Source organism: Prevotella sp. (assembly GCF_036570325.1).
In the GTDB taxonomy this organism is placed as follows: domain Bacteria; phylum Bacteroidota; class Bacteroidia; order Bacteroidales; family Bacteroidaceae; genus Prevotella.
In genome coordinates this window covers 140295-164898 of sequence record NZ_DATCYK010000056.1, presented here as the reverse complement: position 1 = coordinate 164898, position 24604 = coordinate 140295, and the positions used below count along the sequence as shown (strand labels likewise).

The 24604-nt window shown below is 44.2% G+C and carries 19 protein-coding genes and 2 tRNA genes; 8 read left to right on the top strand and 13 right to left on the bottom strand.

Annotated elements, in window-relative coordinates:
- The 5 genes from VIR50_RS04700 to VIR50_RS04680 form a co-directional block, all read right to left on the bottom strand.
- Nucleotides 1-1170 carry a metallophosphoesterase gene (locus tag VIR50_RS04700; RefSeq protein WP_331933980.1) on the bottom strand — a complete coding sequence of 390 codons (1170 nt, stop codon included), beginning with the start codon at nt 1168-1170 and terminating at the stop codon, nt 1-3.
- A gap of 65 nt (nt 1171-1235) precedes the next feature.
- Nucleotides 1236-2561 (bottom strand): dihydroorotase, encoded by a 1326-nt coding sequence (locus VIR50_RS04695; protein ID WP_331933979.1) that lies wholly within the window; start codon nt 2559-2561, stop codon nt 1236-1238.
- A gap of 13 nt (nt 2562-2574) precedes the next feature.
- Nucleotides 2575-3381, bottom strand: a complete 807-nt coding sequence (locus tag VIR50_RS04690) for a DUF4369 domain-containing protein (RefSeq protein WP_331933978.1) — start codon at nt 3379-3381, stop codon at nt 2575-2577.
- 116 nt (nt 3382-3497) lie between these two features.
- Nucleotides 3498-3902, bottom strand: coding sequence for a hypothetical protein (locus VIR50_RS04685; RefSeq protein ID WP_331933977.1), 405 nt, complete (start codon nt 3900-3902; stop codon nt 3498-3500).
- A gap of 18 nt (nt 3903-3920) precedes the next feature.
- A complete protein-coding gene (locus tag VIR50_RS04680) occupies nt 3921-4253 on the bottom strand; it encodes an FtsB family cell division protein (protein ID WP_331933976.1) in 333 nt (110 codons plus the stop codon).
- 207 nt (nt 4254-4460) lie between these two features.
- Between VIR50_RS04680 and VIR50_RS04675 the strand changes: the two genes are divergently transcribed.
- The gene (locus tag VIR50_RS04675) at nt 4461-6251 is read left to right on the top strand and encodes a DNA polymerase III subunit gamma/tau (RefSeq protein ID WP_331933975.1); all 1791 of its coding nucleotides are present in this window, start codon (nt 4461-4463) and stop codon (nt 6249-6251) included.
- A gap of 691 nt (nt 6252-6942) precedes the next feature.
- Here VIR50_RS04675 and asnA read toward each other — a convergent pair.
- The 5 genes from asnA to VIR50_RS04650 form a co-directional block, all read right to left on the bottom strand.
- Nucleotides 6943-7980 (bottom strand): aspartate--ammonia ligase, encoded by a 1038-nt coding sequence (gene asnA, locus VIR50_RS04670; protein WP_331933974.1) that lies wholly within the window; start codon nt 7978-7980, stop codon nt 6943-6945.
- Between the two features lie 124 nt (nt 7981-8104).
- Nucleotides 8105-10366: a cation:proton antiporter gene (locus VIR50_RS04665; RefSeq protein ID WP_331933973.1), complete on the bottom strand. Its 2262-nt coding sequence runs from the start codon at nt 10364-10366 to the stop codon at nt 8105-8107.
- Nucleotides 10366-11589 (bottom strand): peptidase T, encoded by a 1224-nt coding sequence (gene pepT / locus VIR50_RS04660; RefSeq protein ID WP_331933972.1) that lies wholly within the window; start codon nt 11587-11589, stop codon nt 10366-10368. The genes VIR50_RS04665 and pepT overlap by 1 nt, the downstream gene beginning before the upstream one ends.
- A 135-nt stretch (nt 11590-11724) precedes the next feature.
- Nucleotides 11725-13533: an SGNH/GDSL hydrolase family protein gene (locus VIR50_RS04655; RefSeq protein ID WP_331933971.1), complete on the bottom strand. Its 1809-nt coding sequence runs from the start codon at nt 13531-13533 to the stop codon at nt 11725-11727.
- 193 nt (nt 13534-13726) lie between these two features.
- Nucleotides 13727-13800: transfer RNA gene (locus VIR50_RS04650), tRNA-Thr, on the bottom strand.
- 246 nt (nt 13801-14046) lie between these two features.
- Between VIR50_RS04650 and VIR50_RS04645 the strand changes: the two genes are divergently transcribed.
- From VIR50_RS04645 to queF, 3 genes are all read left to right on the top strand, one after another.
- Entirely contained in the window at nt 14047-14988 is a 942-nt protein-coding gene (locus tag VIR50_RS04645; protein ID WP_331933970.1) for a calcium/sodium antiporter, read from the top strand.
- A gap of 169 nt (nt 14989-15157) precedes the next feature.
- A complete protein-coding gene (locus tag VIR50_RS04640; protein WP_331933969.1) occupies nt 15158-15847 on the top strand; it encodes a queuosine precursor transporter in 690 nt (229 codons plus the stop codon).
- Between the two features lie 6 nt (nt 15848-15853).
- Nucleotides 15854-16324 carry a preQ(1) synthase gene (queF, locus tag VIR50_RS04635; RefSeq protein ID WP_331933968.1) on the top strand — a complete coding sequence of 157 codons (471 nt, stop codon included), beginning with the start codon at nt 15854-15856 and terminating at the stop codon, nt 16322-16324.
- A 216-nt stretch (nt 16325-16540) separates the two neighbouring features.
- Here the strand turns inward: queF and VIR50_RS04630 are convergent, their stop codons facing one another.
- The 3 genes from VIR50_RS04630 to VIR50_RS04620 all read right to left on the bottom strand — a co-directional run bounded on the left by VIR50_RS04630 (nt 16541) and on the right by VIR50_RS04620 (nt 18936).
- Nucleotides 16541-16996, bottom strand: coding sequence for a MarR family winged helix-turn-helix transcriptional regulator (locus VIR50_RS04630; RefSeq protein ID WP_331933967.1), 456 nt, complete (start codon nt 16994-16996; stop codon nt 16541-16543).
- A gap of 98 nt (nt 16997-17094) precedes the next feature.
- Nucleotides 17095-17643 (bottom strand): glutathione peroxidase, encoded by a 549-nt coding sequence (locus VIR50_RS04625; RefSeq protein WP_331933966.1) that lies wholly within the window; start codon nt 17641-17643, stop codon nt 17095-17097.
- 438 nt (nt 17644-18081) lie between these two features.
- A complete protein-coding gene (locus VIR50_RS04620) occupies nt 18082-18936 on the bottom strand; it encodes a hypothetical protein (RefSeq protein WP_331933965.1) in 855 nt (284 codons plus the stop codon).
- A gap of 207 nt (nt 18937-19143) precedes the next feature.
- Between VIR50_RS04620 and VIR50_RS04615 the strand changes: the two genes are divergently transcribed.
- The 4 genes from VIR50_RS04615 to VIR50_RS04600 all read left to right on the top strand — a co-directional run bounded on the left by VIR50_RS04615 (nt 19144) and on the right by VIR50_RS04600 (nt 24600).
- Entirely contained in the window at nt 19144-20919 is a 1776-nt protein-coding gene (locus VIR50_RS04615) for an oxaloacetate decarboxylase (RefSeq protein ID WP_331933964.1), read from the top strand.
- The gene (locus VIR50_RS04610) at nt 20909-21475 is read left to right on the top strand and encodes an HDIG domain-containing metalloprotein (RefSeq protein WP_414703529.1); all 567 of its coding nucleotides are present in this window, start codon (nt 20909-20911) and stop codon (nt 21473-21475) included. The genes VIR50_RS04615 and VIR50_RS04610 overlap by 11 nt, the downstream gene beginning before the upstream one ends.
- An 84-nt stretch (nt 21476-21559) precedes the next feature.
- Complete coding sequence (locus tag VIR50_RS04605; RefSeq protein WP_331933963.1) at nt 21560-24391, top strand: putative LPS assembly protein LptD; 2832 nt, start codon at nt 21560-21562, stop codon at nt 24389-24391.
- Nucleotides 24392-24523: 132 nt separating this feature from the next.
- Nucleotides 24524-24600 (top strand) — tRNA-Arg (locus tag VIR50_RS04600).
- Nucleotides 24601-24604 lie beyond the last annotated feature (4 nt).

Here is a 24604-nt window from a genome sequence, read left to right as displayed (position 1 = left end):
CTATTTACTATGAAGAGTGAACACTACTATTTCGGGAACAGCACCTATTCGTATCGGTACTACCCCACCCAATCCTGCCGATACATAGAGGAAACGTCCTTCCTTTTCAAACAAACCATAATCTTGCTTGTAAGTCAACATGGTGGGTCGCAGCCCAAACAGCTCTACTTGCCCCGCATGGGTGTGACCGCTCAAGGTTAGACAGGCATTGGTATGGGGCAAAATAGTACGTTCCCATGACGATGGGTCGTGCTGAAGCATGATGACAAAGGCTTCCTTGGCTATGCTAGACATGGCTTTCTTTATATTGATTTTAGAGGGTAAGGGAGGCTTACCGTCATTATGTGTTCCCACGATTACAATACTGTCACCACCCCGACGAACCGTAGCATGCGCATCGGTCAGCAACTTCCAACCCACTTGCTCTTGCAAACGGCATGTCAAACGTTCATTATTTCGCTTCGCGTTTTCAGCCTCTCCCTTTTGATAAAGGCTGTAATCATGATTTCCCAAAACAGAAAAGACGCCATCAGGAGCACGCAAGGATGATAATTCCTTTTGAAAATGGATTAACTCTTGCGGCTTTACATTTTGCAAATCACCCGTAAACACGATGATGTCCGACCGCTGGGCATTGATACTGTCAATATCTCTCGTTAAAATCTTACGGCGCCATCCCTTATAAGTTCCTATATGTAAATCGGAGAACTGGGTAATTCGGAATCCGTCAAAAGACTTTGGCAATCCATCCACCGTAAGATTAACATGACGCACTACGAGCTTCGACTCACCATGGGTAAAACCATACCAAAAGAAAGCAATGCCCAAAACCGAGAAAAACGGACCGATAATGTTTCCCCAATTACGATGTGTCCGGCTCATGATACACCATAACCAACCTGCACAAGAGCAAACTACAAAAAGGAATTTAGGCAGAATAACGAGTGTCAGTAATATGTAGAAGATTTCCAACCAAATCATATTATCCGGAACAAAGTCGCGGAATGTTGCCATCCATATACAATAACCGGTCACCGCTACAGTGGGAAGCCAACCCAAAATTCGCTTCCACCAACGTAGATGAAACCTTCTCCTAAAGAAGTGAAGGTCCACGTACACTTGCGGCAACAGTACTGCCAATAACAAAGGTATGATAATTCGTGCAATCATCTATCAAGAACAAAGTCTCACTAATACTACACTTTAGCGCCAAGCGCCTTTACTTACTGTCCTTTTTAAGCAAAATATAATTGCTTGCCAATATTACTTGACTCGACTTCTCCCTCACGATAGACCAATGACCCATTGCAAAGAGTAGCCTTGACTTTCCACTCAAAGGAATTTCCCTCAAGCGGACTCCAACCACATTTGCTCAAAATGACATCCTTCGTCAGCGCCCATGGGCGACTTGGTTCCACGATAGCCAAATCTGCCCAATAGCCTTCTCGGATATATCCACGCTGCTGTATATGAAATAAAGAGGCCGGATGATGGCACATCAACGCAACAAGCTGCTCAATCGTTAATACGCCTTCATTGACCAATTGAAGCATGGATACTAAGGAGAACTGCACCATTGGCATGCCCGAAAGGGCTTTACTTGCCCCTCCCTGCTTCTCGCTCCATTGATGAGGAGCATGGTCCGTGGCTATTGTGAATATCCGTCCGTCTGCCAACGCCTGCCTGAGACTTTCTCTATCAGTGGCCGACTTTACCGCCGGATTACATTTTATCAACGCTCCTTTGGTCTCATAATCAGCTTCGGAGAACACCAAATGAGGCACACATGCCTCTAAAGAAACGTTTTCTCCCGCAAATTCTAACTCTTGAGCCGTGGTCACATGGGCCACATGGAGCCTCGTGTCAAACTTCCTCGCCAACTCCGCGGCCAAGGCTGTCGAGGCATAACAAGCCTCCGTAGAACGAATCCGAGGATGCAAAGAGATGGCAGGATCAGGCCCATACTGCTCTTGTGCCGCCCGCATATTCCTATTTATAATGGCCGTATCCTCACAATGGGTCATGAGGGGCAGCCTTAAATCATGGCAAATCTTAAAGACTTGCTCCAACGATTCCCGCCTATCAACCAACATATTGCCCGTACTGGAGCCCATAAATAGCTTTATGCCGGGAACCAAATGGCGGGGTATATCCGTAAAACGGTCTGCATTCAGGTTGGTAGCGCCTAAAAAGAAGCCATAGTTAACTACACTTTTCTCGGCCGCCAACTGATATTTTGCCTCCAAAGCCTCACGTGTCGTGGTCTGCGGATTCGTATTGGGCATATCCAAAAACGAGGTTACACCGCCTGCCGCAGCCGCTCTGCTCTCCGTATAGATGTCGGCCTTGGCCGACATTCCCGGCTCACGAAAATGCACATGCTCGTCTATGACACCGGGTAAAACGAAACATCCCGTGACATCTATCACTTCATGATAGGCATCACGGGGGCAAAGAACATTCTCAAATATCGATAAGATACGACCGTTCTCTATCAAGAGATCAGCATGAAAAGAGCGGTTTTCATTAACGATAGTACCACCTTTTATTAATAATCTCATGTAATTAAAACGTTTATTTCGGTTCCGAAGCAGGTGCCGCGGGCTGAGCCATCTCGTTAGGGGTGGGCGCTGCCGCGGGAGCAGGGGCTGTTGGGGCTGTTGGGGCAGAAGCCATCGGTACTTCCTTCAAACCATTCATAATCTGCTCATTCTCCTGAGCCTTTTTATAATAATCCTTTACGTAAGGGTCGTTTTTAAAGGTTTCGGTAGCCTTACTCATTATATCTTCTATCCAAGCGGTCAGCTCCGGATATTGATAACCGATGGTTACCATGAAGAACACACCCGGACCTAACACGTTGTCAAAGTTTTCACAAACAAAACTGGTCACCAACTGGTCTTCCTGCTCCGAAAGTTTATTGGCCTCGTTGTTCAACTGAACATTGACAACGTCCATATTCTTACCATTCATGATAGCTTGATCATGCTTATGAACTAATTCCGCTTCCTGACTTTTGAGCTGATTATACCTGCTTACAAACTTAAAAAGCTTATCATTTAACGGTGTTCCACTAACAGTTTGTTGTGTATCATCTAATTTTACGACAATATCTCCGTCTTCTATCACGATAGGCATGACGCTCTCGTCATCCATAAAGATATTGGCCATTCGTACAGAATCGTACGTTCCACTGAAATGAAACTGCCCATGAACGACATCACAAGAGTCAAGACTTTTGAACTCATTGTTCTTCAATATCTTCAAATATAGCTTTCTTCCATCCAGATTTGAAACATTTGATGTGCCTTGTATATTATATGAATTCACACAAGAAGTGAACGCAATTAGAGATAAGAACAGGTATAGAACTTTATTCATAAACGGGTTTTATTCATTCTCAAGCAAAGGTAACACGTATTATCGATGTTTGGAACTTTTTTTATGGTATTTAATTGATATGACTTATCTTTTATGTTTTTTTTGGATTCTGTTTTTTACTCCTTTTCCAGCTCGGAAGATATGCGATGCATCGTATAAATTTCAAGGATAGCTGCTATCAATAATAACACAACCCACTTATTATATACATAGGTAAGATAACTCGTTATATCATGAAACATAGGGCGTAACAATCCATAAGCATTATCGACCATCAGTAGGCCTGCGATAATAAAGAACAGATCGGCCAATGTCATGATATTCTTTAAGCGCTTAATGACGAGCGAGTTACCCATGTAAGCTTGGGCAATCTGCATCGACGCAAACAAAACTGCGCCCAATAAGAACACCCAACAAACTATCGGCTGGTTCCACATAAAGACATACAAGCCTGCTCCTAAGACCATCAAAGCGCCTCCTATTATGAAAAGCCAACGCTGTATCTTTGTCAATTCTTTCATTATATATATTTTTCTAAACTACTTTTCTTGGCTTTCATCCACCGGCTGTTCGTCCGTACTCAAGACGAAAATATCCTCATCATCGGCTTTCATGAAGTATCTTTCTCTGGCAATCCGCTCTATTGCCTTCGGATTCTGACGTATTTCCCGCAATTGTTTGGAATCAGCCGCGTGCCGGGCCTCATTCTTCTCAATCTCCGATTTCAATTCGTCGATTTGCAACTCAAGCCTGATTCGCTTTAATACACTATCCTCACCCACTACTCCTATCAGTAATGAACAAATCACAATCACAAGAAAATACTTATAATGTGATATAAAATTCCATAGTATATTGAGCTTGCTTGCCATACAGATGATTTATTTATGCAAAAGTAAACAAAAAATCACCAACCCTTGATTGGGCCTATCTAAAATTTAGAATAATTAATAAGAGGAGTTATTCTTTATTCATTCAATTGCACTAACTTTGCATAAGCTAGGCGGCACTCGACAATTAAAGAGCAAGTTCTTATTGTTCTCGTTTGCACTATCTTTGCATCAATTACAATATAACAAATGGAATATATCGTATCAGCACGCAAATATCGTCCTATGACTTTTGATTCCGTTGTAGGACAATCATCACTTACCACCACTCTTAAGAACGCAGTAAAAAGCGGAAAATTAGCTCATGCCTACCTATTTTGCGGCCCTCGCGGCGTAGGTAAGACCACATGCGCACGTATTTTTGCCAAAGCCATCAACTGCCAAACGCCTACTGAGGACGGCGAGGCTTGTAACAACTGCGAAAGTTGTAAATCTTTTAACGAGCAACGTTCCTTTAACATCTTTGAACTTGACGCCGCAAGCAACAACTCCGTAGAGAACATAAAGACCCTGATGGAGCAAACCCGAATACCGCCGCAGGTAGGCAAGTACAAGGTTTTCATCATCGACGAGGTTCACATGCTATCCACGGCGGCTTTCAACGCTTTTCTCAAGACGTTGGAAGAGCCCCCCGCACACGTTATTTTCATCTTAGCCACGACCGAGAAGCATAAGATTTTGCCGACCATATTATCGCGTTGCCAGATTTATGACTTCGATCGAATGACGGTAGCCAATACGATTGACCACCTCAAACGCGTCGCCGAAAAGGAAGGTATCACCTATGACGAGCAAGCATTGGAACTGATTGCCGAGAAAGCTGATGGCGGTATGCGTGACGCTCTTTCCATTTTCGATCAGGCAGCGAGTTTCTGTCAGGGAAATATTACTTACCAAAAGGTAATCGAAGACTTAAATGTGCTCGACATAGAGAACTACTTTAAGATAGTAGATTACTCACTATCCAATCAAGTAAGCGACATTATGATCTTACTGAATGGAATATTATCGAGAGGATTCGACGGAGGCAACCTCATTAACGGGCTGTCGCAACATGTACGCAACTTGCTGATGGCCAAGGATCCCATTACGATTTCGCTATTGGAGTGTAGCCAACAGCAGGCTCAAAAATATCAGGAACAAGCCCAAAAGTGCCCGGTTCAGTTCCTCTATCAGGCACTGAAAATCATGAATCAATGCGACATTAACTACAAACAAAGCAGCAACAAGCGACTATTAGTGGAGCTTACATTAATTCAGGTTGCCCAAATCACACAATCTGAAGACGACATCCCTGTCGCGGGGCGCAGCCCTAAAAGATTAAAATCCCTGTTCAGCCAATCTCTTAACTCTCAACCTAAAAAGGCAGCGCAGGTGGCCAATGTTGAGAGTAACAACACATCTGACAACAACACGTCAACCGAGCAACCGCTTCCAAAGAAAGAGGTTGCCGAAATATCACAACCCAAAGCCAAACCGACAACGGCCGCAAATACCGATAACTCAAGCTCAAAATTCAAATTAGGCCGCATCGGTTTTACCTTTGACGCCATTCGTAAGGGGCCCGAAAAGCCCGCTTATCAGAGCGAACCCGAAATAAAAGACCACAAAGCCGATAGCCATTTTTCACAAGAAGAACTTGAACTGCAATGGATGTCCATGTGCAATCGCATGCCCCAACAGATGGTCGGGCTGGCTTCAAGACTGAAACATGTCGTTCCGAAAATAACAGAATACCCCGCCGTAGAGGTGGTGTTCGACAACAAAATACTGCTCAACCAAGTAGAACAGATAAAGGGACGCATTAAAGTTACGCTGGCAAACAACCTCAACAACGCGGCATTGACATTGGATTTCCGCCTTGCTAAGGGCGAGGAATTTACCAAATTACTTAGCAAACGTGAAGTTTTCGATGAGATTAGAAAGGAAAATCCTGCCATCGAAAAACTCCGCTCGTTGCTGAATTTGGACTTGGCTTAAAGCCGTCTACCGCCACGTCAATCCGCCAATCTCTATCTTTTTACCCACTTCACATGCCCATTAGCGTGCTATTTGCTCACTTTCGCAAACAGCATTCTGCCCTTATACTCCCCTGCGAGCCATTATCCGCCACGCCTTTATGAGCTTTTATGAAACGACGGATTTGGCTTTATAAAATATTGCATACCAAGTATTTACCCTGCATTTTATCCTTTTACTCTTGGCAATTCCCATCCGTTGGATTGCCAAAGCTACTCTTTGGGTTGGTCAAAGCACTGCTTTGGGACGCCAAGAGCTATGCTTTCATGACATCAAAGGGCAACTTTCATGTTTTCAACAGACAGCGGTCGTTTTTTCAAAGAATATTTTTCAGGAAAATAAAACACAACGATAAACACGTTCCCCTTGTTTATTTTAGCGATAACCTCCCATAAACAGCAGTGCGTAATTCGTTATATACGCTCTCTGCAATAGGCTTATTTCATCCAAACATGCGTGCTTTAAACTATTTGACTAACAAATAGGACATTGCAGGGCGATAGAACAAAAGGAATCATCTTTGAATAGAAACAAAACAAGGGGAATGTTTCATCAAGTAAAACATTCCCCTTACCCATTATTATTTACAAGATCAGAAACACCCTATTCTCCCAAACCTAACGGGGCAATATGATGGATTACGAACTCAAACTTATATCAGGTGCATGCCGACGGCCTCACATTCCTTTCTCATATCCTCGGGCCAGATACTTGCTTGTATCTCTCCGATATGCGCTTTTTGGAGCAAGACCATACACAAACGGCTTTGACCGATACCGCCACCGATACAAAGTGGCAAGCGTCCTTGAAGAAGTTGTTGATGGAAGAATAATTTTTCGCGTTCTTCTTCATGTTCTATCTCAAGCTGACGCACAAGACTCTTCTCGTCAACACGAATACCCATGGAACTCAATTCAAAGGAACGTTCCAACACCGGATACCATATTAATATGTCACCATTCAATCCCATCTTACCGTTTTCCGTCACCGTGCTCCAATCATCATAGTCAGGCGCACGGCCATCGTGCTTCTCACCATTGCTGAGCACGCCGCCAATGCCTTCCACAAACACTGCGCCGTACTTTTTGCAAATAGCGTCTTCACGCTCCTTGGGTGTTAAGTCAGGATACATTTGCAGCAAATCCTCACTGTGTATAAAATGGATTTCCTCGGGTAAAAAGGGCGTTAATTGCGGATAAGTCTCACAAGTAAGGTATTCCGTGCGCCGAATTGCCGCGTAAATGCGCCTTACGACATCCTCTAAAAATGCAAGCCTGCGCTGCTCTTTGGTGATAACGGCCTCCCAATCCCATTGGTCTACGTACAAGGAATGCAAATTATCAAGCTCTTCATCGGCCCGGATGGCATTCATGTCGGTATATACGCCATATCCCGGTTCTATCTGATACTCGGCCAAAGTAAGCCTTTTCCACTTTGCCAAAGAATGTACCACCTCGGCTTTAGCGTCGTTCAAATCTTTAATGGGAAACGTTACAGCCCGCTCCACCCCATTTAAATCATCATTGATACCTAAGCCTTTCAGTACAAACAAGGGGGCTGTAACTCGGCGCAGCCTAAGTTCGGTTGACAGATTCTGCTGGAAAAACTCCTTTATAAGTTTTATTCCTTGCTCCGTCTGCCGCATATCAAGCAGGGGCCTATACCCCTTTGGTTTAATCAATTTACTCATGTGAGATTTCTAATGTATGTTTACAAATACACAACAAAATTATATTGTTTCTATCAAACAGACAACTATAAAGGCAATTATTTGCACAATTAGATAGAAAATTCACCTTAATACTTACTCAACTTTAAGATTCGGGTTGCATGACCGAGGCCGCCAATGACAATCGTTTCAAGGAATCGGCCTCACCTACCACCCAAATTATATCCCCCTTCTCAAACTTTCTCATCGGGTCTATCATCGTTAGGTTCTCTTGCCCTTCCTCTACTCCGACGACCATGCAATCATACTCATCACGAATACCGCTCTCTTCCAGCGTTTTACCCATGAAACGGCTTCGGCCGGTAATGACGATTTGGCGCAGTTTCATTTCCCTTTTCTCTATCTCGATGTCCTCCGGTATGAGTTCGGCCTCTATGCTATCACCAAAATGTTTCAACTGTTCATCGTTACCGATAACTTGTAATTGGTCGCCGGGAAACAAAATAGTTTCACCATTAGGGATATTGATTCGCTGGGCACCGCGCAGAATGCTGCTCAAATGAACACCGAAACGATTGCGCATTTGTAAATCGGCGAGTTTTCTACCGGCCCACGAGGAATTTTCGGGCAGCTCAAAATTGCCGATATGAATGTCACGATCCAATAAATGCCCCTCGTAAAGTGGTTTCTTTATACCTTTCACTTGGGCCTGAATATCTCTCGATCTCAAATTAAGCATGAACTGGCGTTCCATTTGAATACTCCTTTTCTTAGTGATACGAGAAAGGATGATAAGCCCCACGATAACAGCTCCGATACAGATAATCAGGGCATTTGTGAAACGAGTAAGATAGTTGATGATATAAAAAATAAAGGCCAAGGCTATCATAAACCTTACCAAAATGGTAAACAGCAGGGGCGGTCTGTTGTAATTGCTCTCTATCCAAAGGCGTTTAAACTCCTCGCTATGGTTCTTTTTCATGACCATTGCCCGCAGGAAAGGAGCGATAAGCACAATAGTCAATATCCCCGTAATGGCATTGGCATACCAATGAAGCGTCCACCCGGGCATAAGTTTACGAGCTATCGGAAGTACGAAAGTAAACATGATTGTGATGACTGCGGCTGAAAGGATTCCATATACCACCGTATTCAACAGCATTTGGGTCAACAATTGTTTCCACTTATGTAGCTGGGTAGTGTTAGGATGAATCATTTGCATACTGTTGAGCCAATGAATCAACTTGTAGGGCAAATGTCGCTCCAATCGGTTATAGGCGGGACTTGCCAGCTTTATCATATAGGGCGTAAGAAAGGTTGTGATAACACTCACCGCCACAACCACCGGGTAAAGAAAGTCACCGATAACGCCTAAGGCCAAGCCTACCGAGGCGATAATAAAGCTGAATTCACCGATTTGGGCCATGGAGAATCCACACTTCATAGCAGATTTCAATGACTCACCCGCCAGCATGAAGGCCATCGTTCCAAAGATAGCCTGCCCTAAGACTATCGTCAAAATCAAAATAAAGATAGGAAATGCGTACTCCACTATGATTTTCGGATCGACCAACATACCGACAGACACGAAGAAAATGGCACCAAACAGATTCTTCACCGGCTCCACTAACTTCACGATTCGCTCCGCTTCCACGGTTTCAGCCAATATGCTTCCCATGATGAAAGCACCAAAAGCCTCGCTGAAACCAACCTCCGTGGAGAACACGGCCATGGCACAACACAAGCCCAAAGCTACGATCAGCATGGTTTCATTGTTAATAACACCACGGACAGACCTAAGGAACATCGGGATGGCATAAATGCCTACAACCAGCCATAACACCAAGAAGAAGACTATTTTAACAATCGATTCCAGCATGGCTCCACCATTGGCATTGCCCGTGGCGATAGCACTTAGCATAACCATCATCACAATTGCCAATATATCCTCAAGGATAAGAACGCTCATGACCCTACCGGCAAACTGTTGTTGTCTAAGCCCCAAATCATCAAAAGCCTTGTAGATAATCGTCGTGGAGCTCATGGCCAGCATACCACCTAAGAAGATGCAGTCCATCTTTGACCATCCAAAAAGATGTCCGACGCTCACGCCGGCTATCATCATGCAAAAGACTATGATAACGGTTGATATGATGGGGGAAGCTCCCATCTTCAAAATCTTCTTAAAAGAAAAATCCAATCCTAAGCTGAACAGTGTAAACATAACACCTATATCAGCCCAAGAATGGATATTGGCTTCGTCAACCACGGACATCGTATAAGGCATGTGTGGCGAGACAAGAAATCCCGCCACAATATAACCTAAAACTAAGGGTTGACGCATTTTTTTAAAAATGATTGTAGTAATGCCCGCTACAATCAATATTAAAGCAAGGTCTCTAATCATTAATCTTCAAAATTTCCGGTAATCTCACATATTTTCGTAATCACCTTTACGGCTTTCTCCATCACTTGGACACTTACAAACTCATGTGGACCGTGGAAATTCACACCTCCGGCAAATATGTTGGGGCAAGGAAGTCCCTTGAAACTAAGCTGTGCACCGTCCGTACCTCCGCGGATAGGCTCTACCTTCGGAGCGACGCCACTCTCTTGCATAGCCCGCAACACAATGTCTATCACGTGCATGTTAGGATCAATCTTTTCTTTCATATTATAGTATTGGTCCTTCATATCTATGCGCACGGTTCCTTCACCGTACTTTTCATTCATCTGCTTTACGCAGTCTTGCATGAAATCTTTGCGTGCCTCGAACTTCTCCCGGTCATGATCACGGATGATATAGCTTAGCTTAGCCTCTTCAGTGCGGCTGTCTATGTTGAGCAAATGGTAAAAACCTTCGTAGCCTTCCGTAGCTTCTGGTATCTCGTTTTCAGGAATCATCGCATTAAACTCGCAAGCCAACCGATTCGCATTTACCATTTTACCCTTGGCATAGCCCGTATGAACACTGACACCTTTTATATATACCTTAGCGCCTGCGGCATTGAAATTCTCATATTCCAAATCACCTTCATCACCACCGTCCATCGTATAGGCCCAATCACATCCAAACTTTTCTACATTAAAATGATGTGCGCCCATACCAATCTCTTCATCCGGATTAAAGCCTACACGAATATCGCCATGCTTTATCTCATCATGATCGCGCAAATAACACATTGCCTGCACTATCTCCGCTATGCCGGCCTTGTCATCAGCGCCCAATAAGGTTGTACCATCGGTCACAATCAAGTCTTCTCCAATGTGCTCCTTCAACTCCGGAAACTTCGCCGTGCTTGAGATAACACCGGGACTTAACACGATGTCCTGACCGTCATAATTGTGAATAACACGAGCCTTTACATCCTTGCCACTCGCATCGGGGCTGGTATCATAATGTGAAATAAAACCTATTGTAGGAGTTTTCTTTTTTGTATTCGACTTCAATGTAGCGTAAATATAGCCCATTTCGTCCATTTCTACATCGCTTAATCCCTCATTTTCAAGTTCTTTTGCAAGATATTTGGCAAACTCCAATTGCTTTGCCGTACTGGGTACACTCTCTGAGTCTTCGCTCGATTGTGTATCGAATTTTGTGTAATTGATAAATCTTTCTATAAGATCCATATATTTAATACATAAAATGGTTATACTTGCAAATGTACATAAAAAAACAATCCGAACAAAAACTATGTTTACAAAAAAAGCAATGGAATCATTTCCATTGCTTTTTTATCTTATTCAAAAATCATATTTTTTACCTTATTCCGGCTCCGCAATCTTCCCAATTTGGCGAAGGCCCTCTACCGGATTATTGGTTGTAATGAAATCAACACCTGCTTCAATGAAATGCTTAATGTCCTTTGGCTTATTCACGGTCCATACATTCACCGTCATACCTAATTCATGGCAACGGCGAATCCACTCGGGGTGCTGTCTCAAGACCTTATGTGGATAATCAATACCATTACAGCCCCACGACTTTACTTCGTCCGGTGTAGCGTCACCCTCCAAATACGCGATATTAGCACCTTTCATCTTTTGGGCCAATCGTTGGCAAACACGTTTACTGAAAGAGATATAATCAACACGATCTACAAGTCCCGCAGCCTTTACTGCTTTCAAAGCTTCATCTACGCAACGGTCTTCACGCTTAGCCGACTTGTGCTTTTTGATTTCAAGTATCAGTCGAGTCGTACAATTCTTTCCTGCCGCCAAATACTCATGGAGCAATGGAAGACGCTCACCGTTTATCAATTTTTGGTCAACAAGATCTTTCCATTTTGCCTCCTCAATTACAATATCACCCACCGCATCGTCATGATTAACCACCAATTTTCCGTCAGCTGAGATATGAATATCAAACTCAGAACCATACGTATGAATGCTGTCCGCTTTCATCAAAGCGGCTATAGAATTCTGCGCACTGCCCACAGTATCCCAATAACCTCTGTGTGCTATTATCTTCGTTCCTACAATCGTTCTCAACGCTTTGGTGTAAGCACGTGCATATATCAGGGAACCTATGTCGTTAGGATGCACTCCTTCTATCATTCCATCTTCCGTTAAGTCAAGATTATCTTGTGTCAACAGATAGAGATTTTCGACTCCTTCACTCTTCAATTCTTTATAAGCAGCTCTCAAAGCGTCGTTACCACGCTTATAAGGTTTGTAAAGTTTGCCGTGCATAACGCTATCGCTCAATTTGTGGTTTTCAACCAGCAATATCGGCGTCTTGCATCTTTCACGCAGATATTTCACACCAGCCTTAACACGATCATGAACCACCTCTCCCTCAAATTTCCAAGAATTAGGAATCGGATCTATTACATAGGCCTGCGCATCTATCTCGCCCAACACCTTAAACATTTCAGGTTCCATGTAGCAATTACCCGAGAATCCAAGATTCACAAAAGGCTTACGCAATGCTCGAGACGCAATATTCGTGATAGACAATCCCGGACGTGAAGGCGACGCTCCTTGGATAATGCTGCTACCATAAACAACTATCGGCTTCTCTATAGTCTGATTCGGAGACTTAAACTTCAGCTCCGCGTCACCATCGATTCCCACCTCAAGCCATTCCACCGTATTATAATTAGGCAAGTAAAGCTCATACTCCATATCGGCTTTAACGCTCAAATTCTTAAATACAACCTGCAAGGTATCCTTGGCAGATTTACCAAAATGATAATTAAGATGATTGGAAACCCAATGATGACGGCCATTATTGAATACAGCATACAAGTCAACTCCGGACGAATTAAGGTCTGACATATTGTGCAAATTGGCAGCTCCGGCCAATCCATACCTTACATATATATTCTTGGAACCGGTCACAAACTTGACCGACAAGCCACTGCTGTTCCGAGAAAGTCCCCATACTTTTTTGGGAACATCACCCTTCATCCTATTCGGCAGCCTGCTATAGTTTTTACCGTTTTCTACATTCCACGCCCGACCAAACACCGCCGGCACGTCACCATTCATTGGATTAAACCACTTCGTCTGCGCAGATAACGCCGATACCATGGCCAATCCTAAAACCACAAGAAAGCTTCGTGTTTTCATCTCATACAATTTTAATGGGTTATTTTATCAATGCTGCAAAAATACAATTTATATTTCATTCCGAAAAGAAATCGTAATCATTTTGTAAGTAAAAGCCTTTTTCCCAACTATTATATAACGCATCCGCAACGATACACTATACATTAAGTACGAAAAACAAAAAAGACAACCAACAAACTGCTGATTGTCTTTGAGCCTCTTGTCGGATTCGAACCAACGACCCCGAGATTACAAATCACGTGCTCTGGCCAACTGAGCTAAAGAGGCGGGTGGGCAAGCGATTCATATCGCGCCGCTACAACCAAGTACCCTTGCTATGTTCCCATCCTGGGGGATTCCGAGGGAGCTGGCCGTATGAGACTTGCCCATTTTGACTTTCCTTTCAGAAAGCGGGTGCAAAGGTAAAGAAAAGTTTGAATTATCCCAATTTATTTTTCTCTTTTCCTACGAATTTAATATCTTTTTACAAATAATATTCTTCCCATTCTGTGGCTACACTTTACCTTTGCAGCCATGATTATAAATATACTTATTATTATAGCCAGTATCGCCATCGTAATCTATGGTGCCGATAAATTGACTGAAGGTTCGGTAGGTATTGCCGAACGCATAGGAATGCCTCAAATAGTGATAGGCCTGACGATTGTTGCCATGGGTACATCCATGCCCGAGTTCAGTGTTTCTCTTATCTCCGCACTGAAAGGAACAAGTGATTTAGCCGTGGGCAATGTGGTTGGTTCCAACATTTTTAACGCCATGCTCATCGTAGGTTGTGCCGCGCTTGTTGCTCCGATGACCATTCTCGAGACAACCGTCAGAAAGGATATACCCTTTGCCCTTGTAGCTTCCGTCATATTATTTCTTATGAGCACTGATGGCGAAATCTCACGAATTGACGCCACTATCATGTTTGCCATGTTCATCCTCTTTATGTTTTTCACCCTCAAAGGTGCAAAAGTAAACGCTATTAAGGTGGTAGCTTCCAGCGACGACAGCGTTAAACCAATGAACATGTGGAAAGCTATCGGCTTCATTCTGTTTGGATTGACCGCTCTTATCTTAGGTTCCAACTACTTTGTTGAATCAGCCACGGACGTAGCCAAGACCCTTGGCGTGAGCGACGCGGTCATAGGACTTACCATTGTGGCAGGAGGCACCTCCATGCCGGAGCTGGCTACCAGCATTGTTGCCGCACGTAAAGGCAACAGTGGCATAGCTATAGGCAACGTATTAGGCTCTAACGTCTTTAACATCCTCTTTATTTTGGGCGCAACAGGCCTTGTTTCGCCTATGCACTTGGAAAATATCACCACATTAGACATGACCATGCTCATCGTCTCAATGATTCTGCTGTGGTTATTTTCTTTCACAAAATACACCATCCAACGCTGGGAAGGCGCCCTTCTCGTTATTGGATTCTCCGGCTACGTAGGATACCTTATCTCCATGGTATAGGCCTAAAAAGCCACAATTAGGTTGCGGGTACAAAATAGTTTTTGTAATTTTGTACCCGCAAATTAACATATAGAGTGCTTGATACCTCTTTAAAAACAAGTCAGAGTTCTTGAAACCTCTTAAAAAACAAGGGAAAGAGTGCTTGGTAAACCTCGTTAAAAACAAGAAAATGAAACAACAAAAACAAACCGTGAGTGTACTGTTCATGCTTTTCAGTATACTCTTCTGCGTCTGCCTTATTGCGGCAAACCTCTTAGAAACAAAGCAAATTGCGGCAGGACCTATCAGTTTAACCGGAGGCTTGATCGTATTTCCGGTATCTTACATCATCAATGACTGCGTGTGCGAAGTATGGGGCTATCGCAAAGCCCGGCTGCTTATATGGACCGGTTTTGCGATGAATTTCTTCCTCGTAACCGTCGGAGCCATTTGCGATGCTATCCCCGGAGCCCCCTATTGGACCAATCAGGAAGGTTTTCATGCCATCTTCGGACTGGCTCCCCGCATAGCCGCAGCCTCCTTCATCGCCTTCCTAATCGGCAGTTTCATCAACGCCTACGTCATGAGTAAGATGAAATTACGCGATGGACAGCGTCGTTTCTCCGCCCGCGCCATCCTCAGTACAATCTTCGGAGAGAGCGCCGACAGCATTATCTTCTTCCCCTTGGCCTTGGGAGGCGTCGTGCCTTGGGAAGCATTACCCGGCATGATGATAGGACAAGTCATCCTCAAAACGCTTTACGAAATCATCGCCCTACCCGTAACCATCCGTGTTGTCAGGGCACTGAAAGCACATGAGGGCGAAGATGTATATGACGAAGGAATCAGCTATAACGTCTTAAAAATATTCCAATTATAAACAGCTATGTCTGACAACAGAACAGAAGAAGGTCTTCAAGCCCTTGGCGCAAAAACGCAATACCGCATGGATTACGCCCCCGAGGTTTTGGAAACCTTCAATAACAAGCACATGGGGAATGATTACTGGGTTCAGTTCAACTGCCCTGAATTCACCTCCCTATGCCCCATCACAGGGCAACCCGACTTCGCAGAAATCAAAATAAGCTACATCCCGGCCGAGAAAATGGTTGAAAGCAAGAGCCTCAAGCTCTACCTTTTCAGCTTCCGTAACCACGGCGACTTCCACGAAGACTGTGTGAATATCATCATGAAAGATTTAATTCGGCTCATGGCACCCAAGTATATAGAGGTAATCGGTATCTTCACTCCACGCGGAGGAATCAGTATTTACCCCTATGCCAACTACGGGCAGCCCGGCACCAAGTATGAAAAGCTGGCCGAACACCGGTTCATGAATCACAACATGGGGCGCTAATACCCAAACCAACAGTCAGCAATTCTATATGTATTGCGATATAAAAAGAAAGCGGGTAGACTTCAACAAGTCTACCCGCTTCTTATTTTAAATGAACAATATCTTGCCGGCAAATACTTTTTGACTCTTTTCAGGCCAGCATATAGCCCGACCGACAAGCCGTTTTTCTTCTTTTAAAATAAATATATAGCCATGCCATAACCAATACGGCGGCTTTTAAATATCCTTGTCTTTTTGTGACAAACCGCCAATCATCGCATCCAGCGTCGGAATGATAGCAAGCAAATTCTCCGTATCTATGCCACACTCCCCGAAGTTATCAAGCAGGCAGCCCGGAATAGCGGCGGCCTTTTTCCTCAAGTTCCTTCCTTTGACAGTCAGGTAAACATACTGCTGACGCTTATCGCTCTCACTGCCATGACGGGCCACCAAGCCCATTTTCTCCATCCGTTTTATGAGCGGCGAAATAGTATTGATACCCAACAAGAGCTTTTTACCGATGTCATTCACCGGCTGCTCGTCGTGCTCCCACAGCACAAGCAACACCAAATACTGCGTATAGGTAATGCCCAACGGCTTGAGATAAGGCTCATAACTCTGGGTTATCAGCCGACTGGCCGTGTAAAGCCGAAAACAAAGTTGGTTACGAAGTTTCAGTTGTTCGGTAGCCATAATTCATGTATCTGTTATCCAAAAACAAAGGTGAACAAAGGATTGTGCTCACAATGTTCACCTTATTATATATTACGAAACGGGAAATACTTATCTGCTTAGAGCAGGGTAGCAGCTTGTGCCTCAACATCGGCCATGTCGTGGGTCGGCTCAAAGCGGGCTACAACCTTGCCTTCACGGTCAATCAGGAATTTGGTGAAGTTCCACTTAATATCACTGCTGTTACGCCAATCGGCACCCGACTTGTCAAACATCTCCTCCAAAATGGGAGTCAGCTTGTTATCTTTGTCGAAACCGTTAAAACCTTTTTCGCTCTTCAGCCAAGTATAAAGGGGCAATTCGTTGGCACCATTCACGTCGCTCTTCTTGAACTGCGGGAAGTCAACACCAAATTTTACGGTGCAGAACTCTGAGATTTCCTCATCACTGCCGGGAGCCTGATTACCAAACTGGTTGCAAGGAATATCCAATACCTCAAAGCCCTTTTCTTTCAAACGGCCATACATGCCCTCAAGTTCTTCATATTGGGGAGTAAATCCGCAACCGGTAGCCGTATTAACTACCAAAAGCACCTTGCCTTTGTAATCAGACAGACTTACTTCTACACCTTTTTTATCTAACACCTTGAAATCGTAAACTGTACTCATAATGCTTATTTGTTTTATGGCGATGGTCACCCAAGCGCCAAATTAATATTTTTCTGTTTTTTACTTTTATCTTTATTTGACGGTGCAAATATAGCACAAAGAATTTATATCGCAAGCGATAGTATTCTCATTTTAAGCATTTTTAAAAGTATATCGCTTGCGATGTATTTATCATCACAACTCTATAAAAACATCACACTCTAAAAAACACCCCATCCCCATGAGAATACAGCATTATAAAAGCTGCCTTTTGAGATTATCAAAAGGCAGCTTTTACAAGGCCAAAGCACAGCTCTTACCGCCTCAAAAGGGCACTCTCGGAAAACAAGGTCTCCACTCCGGCTCCCCCACTCCTCCACAAAAGCAAACAAAATACCCTATATCAGCGAGTTACTTGCTGATATAGGGCACTCTTTTTATACGACGATAAAACGGTCGTTACTTATCGGAAGTAGTGGCTCGGAAGGCCTTTTCCTTCAATTCCGCGGCTATTTTCTTGGCTTTTACATTAACATCATTGATATCGTTCTTTCGATAATAGCTTCGCGTTCCCCATCGATCCGTCAATACCAACGAATCGGGACCAAGATAATCTATGTCACATGTGTCACGAAACAAGTCGGTAACGACAATCTTATTATCCGTTTTGGAAATGACGGGGTTACCACTTATCACGATAAGTTTACCGTTCCAAATACGCCACTCCGTGAAATAGCCAAGCTGCGGATAAACTACCGGGCTCTCATCCTCCAACGAGCTGGCCTCGCTCACGTAGCCCACGCTCTGACATTCCCAATTGCGCTTCATCCAAAAGCCATATTCCCGTGGTATCATGTAGGTGGCCTTTACCGAGTCTGAAAGGCTATTCTCGAGCCGACGCTGCAAAGTTTTGCCCATGTTTTCCCAATCCCGCATCTTCGGCATGACCACATAACACCATATTCCCTTGAGTTCGTCGATGTCAACCACCAAATCTGCCTTACGAGGATCTTCCTTGTTAAGAACCACACCTATCCAATCGCCTACCGAGAGCTTGCCCATGACCTTATGATTTTGGGACGCTTCGTAGCAATTATAGCGTATCGGATCGCTTCCATCGGTTGGTAGAAGAATCACAACAGAGTCATTGGAACCCTCACAAGCCAATCCATAGACGGTACTATCGCCCTTCAGACGCATTTCCTCGAAGCTTTTACCATCAGCCTTCATACGATCAAGCTTATTCTGTTCACGGTTGCAGGAAAACAAAAGCAGGGCAACCAAAGAAAAAATACATATCAATTTTGGCTTCATATTTGCATGAACGTGTAAATTAACAGCTGCAAATGTACGAATTAATCACCGCCCTGCCAAATCCGACATTGTATTATATTAATCAAAAAACACTAAAAAATAAAGGCAGGAAGGCGTTATTCGATTTTTTTATATAATTTTGCAATTCAGTTATTACTGAAGAATGAGTAATATATTTTTTACAGATCACTAATTTCTTATATAGATATGAAGAAAAAAATTCAGTTCAGTCTCGTCTATCGAGATATGTGGCAGAGCTCCGGTAAGTTCCAGCCCCGCAAGGATCAGCTCGAACGTATCGCGCCCATCTTCATCGAAATGGGTTGCTTTGCACGCGTTGAGACCAACGGTGGAGCCTTTGAGCAAGTAAACCTTCTGGCCGGTGAGAATCCCAACGAAGCCGTACGTGCTTTCTGCAAACCGCTCAACGAGGCCGGCATAAAGACACACATGCTCGACCGCGGTTTGAACGCGCTCCGCATGTATCCGGTGCCTGATGATGTCCGTCAGCTGATGTACAAGGTTAAGCACGCGCAAGGTACCAATATCACCCGTATTTTCGACGGTTTGAACGACGTCCGCAATATTATTCCTTCCATCAAGTGGGCCAAGGAAGCCGGCATGACCGCACAAGGAACACTGTGCATCACCACTTCGCCTATCCACACTTTGGAATATTACACAAAGATAGCCGACCAACTGATTGAGGCCGGCGCCGAGGAAATCTGTCTGAAAGACATGGCCGGTATTGGACAGCCCGCCCTCTTGGGACAGCTCACCAAAGCCATCAAGGACAAACACCCTGAGATTCTCATTGAGTATCATGGCCATTCAGGTCCGGGTCTCTCCATGGCCTCTATCTTGGAGGTGTGCAACAATGGCGCCGATATTATCGACACAGCCATCGAACCCTTGTCATGGGGTAAGGTTCATCCGGACATCATTTCCGTGCTGAGCATGCTGAAGAACGAAGGCTTCGATGTGCCCGAAATCAATATGAACGCCTACATGAAAGCCCGTGCGCTGACACAAGAATTCATCGATGAATGGCTTGGCTACTTCATCAATCCTTCCAACAAGATCATGTCTTCACTGCTGCTTGGCTCAGGTCTGCCCGGCGGTATGATGGGAAGTATGATGGCAGACTTAGGCGGTATTCACCAAACCATCAACAACCTACGCAAGAAGAAGGGTGAGGAAGAACTGTCAATGGACGACATGCTCGTTAACCTTTTCAACGAAGTAGAGTATGTATGGCCACGTGTAGGCTATCCTCCATTGGTAACTCCGTTCAGCCAATACACCAAGAACATTGCCTTGATGAACCTCCTCACCATGGAGCAGGGCAAGGGTCGCTTCGTCATGATGGACGAGTCAATGTGGGGTATGATTCTCGGTAAGAGTGGAAAAATACCCGGAACCATCGCTCCCGAGCTCATCGAACTGGCTGAAAAGCAGGGCCGTGAGTTCACCGACGCCGATCCTCACACGCTTCTCCCCAACGCCTTGGATGATTTCAAGAAAGAAATGGACGAGAACGGCTGGGATTATGGTCAGGACAACGAAGAACTCTTCGAGCTTGCCATGCACCCCGAGCAGTATCGTAACTACAAGAGCGGACAAGCCAAAAAGAATTTCTTAGCCGACTTACAGAAAGCTAAAGACGCCAAGTTCGGTGCCAAAATCAGCTTAGAAGAGGCCACAGCCTTCAAGCATGCCAAAGCCGACGCCATCGTAGCGCCCGTGAAAGGTCAGATATTCTGGGAGTTCCAAGGCGACGCCGAAGCCGTGGCTGCGGTAGAACCTTTCATCGGCAAGGAATACAAAGAGGGTGACGCGTTCTGCTACATCTGCACTCCTTGGGGTGAATTTGAAATGATTCCCGCCGCATTGGGTGGCCAACTCGTTGAAATCAACGCCAAGCAAGGCACCAAAGTCAACAAGGGTGACGTGATAGCCTACATCCAGAGAAATGAAGAATAACACTGATACTCCCCACATGATATGGAGGGAAGTTTTCAGACACTGCTATCCGGAGGATACCGACTTACGCCGTATCCTCCTGCAACATAGTCAATCTGTAGCGATCAAATCGCTACAGATTGTTTCTTTACACCCCGAATTGAAAGCCAATCGGGATTTTATCATCAACGCAGCCATGCTCCACGACATCGGAATCAAGTTCTGCGACGCGCCGGGTATCTGCTGTCATGGCGACAAACCCTACATACAACACGGCATCATGGGCGCCCGTACCTTACGGGAGTTGGGCATTGAGGAACGCTATGCCCGTGTATGCGAACGCCATACGGGTACAGGCATAACCCGTACCGACATCGAAGACCGACAGTTGCCTTTGCCTTCGGCCGACTACTTGCCCGAGACCATTGAGGAACAGATTATCTGCTATGCCGATAAATTCTTCAGCAAGAGCCACTTGGAGCGCACGAAGACCATTGACCAAGCCCGGAACAGCCTTTTGAAATTCAGCGAGGAGGGGCTGAAACGCTTTGACAAATGGATAAAAATGTTTGAATAGAAAAGTTAAAAAAGTAATGATTTAATCTAAATCTTATCGAAAAGAACAAGGGTATATCATCTTTTTATTAATTTTGTATCTCACATGAGAAGGAAAACATTTACAGTCCTGCTGTTCATGGTCGTTGCCTATGTCATGGCCAGTGTCAATATGCCTCTTTTCAAATCATCGAAAAAGAAGCCTATCACTGATTCGTTGACAACGAATGATTCCCTTAAGAAAGACTCCGCAGGCACGGTTGCCGTTGACACAACGAAAATGGATTCGTTGCAATTGGCCATCTACCATCATAACAAACAGATAGATGATTCTATCCGTTTGGACTCGCTCAACCGCAAAAAATCCACCGGCATTGAAGCGCCCGTGGTCTTTGCGGCCACTGACTCCATGATTTACAACGCATTGAGCAAGACGGCCCACCTCTATGGTTCGTCAAATGTAAAATATACGGACATGGACCTGAAGAGCGAAAAGATATACATGAGCCTTGACAGCAATATTGTTCATGCGACAGGTATCTATGCCGACTCTACAAAAACAACGCTTTCGGGTACTCCCGTATTCCAAATGGGTGCCGATTCCTACGAGAGCGACACGATGGCCTTCAACTTTAAGACCAAGAAAGGCCTGATACGAAATGTTTATACACAGCAGGAAGACGGCTTTTTGCGCAGCGAAATTTCGAAACGCAACGACAAAGGAGAGGTTTACCTGCAGCATGGACGCTATACAACGTGCGACGCCGAACATCCGGACTTTTACATCGCACTTTCAAGAGCTAAGGTAAGACCGGGCAAAGATGTTGTTTTCGGCCCTGCCTATTTGGTTGTGGCCGATGTTCCACTGCCGTTGGCCATTCCTTATGGCTTCTTCCCTTTCACTAAAAGTTACTCAAGTGGTCTTATCATGCCTACCTATGGCGACGAGAGTTCTCGTGGCTTCTATCTTCGTGATGGAGGCTACTATTTTGCGATAAATGACAAATGGGACCTAAAATTAATAGGCGAAATCTATACCAAGGGCTCATGGGGCGTAAGCGTAGCCAGCAACTATCGCAAACGTTACCGCTATAGTGGAAAAATCTCTGCAAGTTTTCAAGACACACGTACCGGCGACAAAGGACTGCCCGACTACTCTAAACAAAAGAGTTTTAAGATTCAGTGGAGCCATAGACAGGACCAAAAAGCCAATCCTTTCAGTAACTTCGCTGCCAGCGTGAACTATACCTCATCCAACTATGAGCGCAACAACCTCACGAGTTTTTACAACCCGCAGTTGCGTTCACAATCAACCCGCACTTCATCTGTCAGCTGGAGCACAATGTTCTCAAGCATCGGACTGTCCCTCAGTTCCACGGCTAACGTTTCGCAAAATACGGCAGACTCAACCATATCCATGTCGCTCCCCGACCTCAATATATCTTTATCAAAGTTCTATCCCTTCAAACGCAGATATGCGACAGGCAAAGAGAGGTGGTATGAGAAGATTTCCATGAGTTATACGGGACAACTGAGCAACTCAATCTCAACCAAAGAAGACAAAATACTCCATTCCAACCTGATTAAAGATTGGAAAAATGGAATGCGACACAATATTCCCATCAGTGCAAATTTCTCCGTGTTGAACTATATCAATTTGACACCTTCGTTCAACTTCACCGACCGCATGTACACCAATAAAGTTAAGCGGTCATGGAATAAAATGACACAGACCGAAGTTGCCGACACAACCTACGGTTTTCATAACGTGTATGACTGGAATCTTAGCCTAACCGCAAACACGACGGTTTACGTATTTTACACGCCAAGCAAAAAGATATTTGGAGATAAGATCCAAGCTATTCGCCACGTCATCACACCATCAATAGGATTCACTTACGCTCCCGACTTTGGCTCTCACAAATATGGATATTATGATTCTTACCTAAGAACAAAAAGAGATGGCTCGACAGAGTTGGTAGAATATTCTCCTTTCCAAAACGGACTATATGGAATTCCGGGCAGAGGAAAGAGCGGTAACCTTAATTTTTCACTGGGTAACAAAATAGAAATGAAGGTAAAGTCAGATGATGACTCTACCGGTTATAAGAAAAAGTCTATCATAGACGAGCTAAACTTAAGCATGTCATACAATATGGCTGCAAAAGTAAAACCCTTGAGCGATTTATTTGTTAAGCTCCGCTTGAAATGGTGGAAAAATTACGAATTCAACATGGACGCCCAATTTGCCAGCTACGCTTATGATCTTGACAAGGAAGGAAACCCTTATGTTGGCAATCGAACCTATTGGGGAATGGGAAAATTCGGACGTTTTTTGGGAATGTCACAACGAATAGACTACACCCTCACACCTGAGAAGATTCGCAAACTTTTCAACGGTGGTGAAGATAACGACAAAGATTCTCGAAAGAGAATAAAGGATGAAGATGGTATTGATACGGATATAGAGAGCAATATCGATGAGGATTTGGCCAATCCTCATACTGCAAAGAAAAAAGCGAGTGGTGGAAAAGCCGAAACCGACCAAGATGGCTTCATGAAGTTCTCCATGCCTTGGTCACTGACATTTGGCTATGGTATAACGTTGACCGAGGACTTAACTAAAGAAAAGTTCAATAAAAAAACCATGCGCTATCCTTATAAGTTAATCCATACATTGAATATCAATGGTAACATACGTATCAGTGACGGCTGGAATATTACTATGCGCTCAGGTTATGATTTCGAACGCCATGCCATGAGTTTGACAACAGCCAGCTTACAACGTGATTTACATTGCTTTAACATGAGTTGTGAAATTGCATTAGCGCCTTATACCAGCTACAACTTCACATTCCGCTGCAATGCCAGCACATTGACCGACGCTCTCAAATATGATAAGAGGAGTGAGACCACTAACACTGTAAAATGGTATTAAGCTATTTTAATTACACCTTATTATAATATAAGGCACCGATAAAAATAATAGCAGCACAGTTCCTTTTCAATAAAATTGATAACTTTCTGTTTGGTCAATCTATAATTTTATTGTAAATTTGCATGCGTTATTGGTCCCGTAGCTTAGCTGAATAGAGCGTCAGATTCCGGTTCTGAAGGTCTTGGGTTTGAATCCCAACGGGATCACCAATCA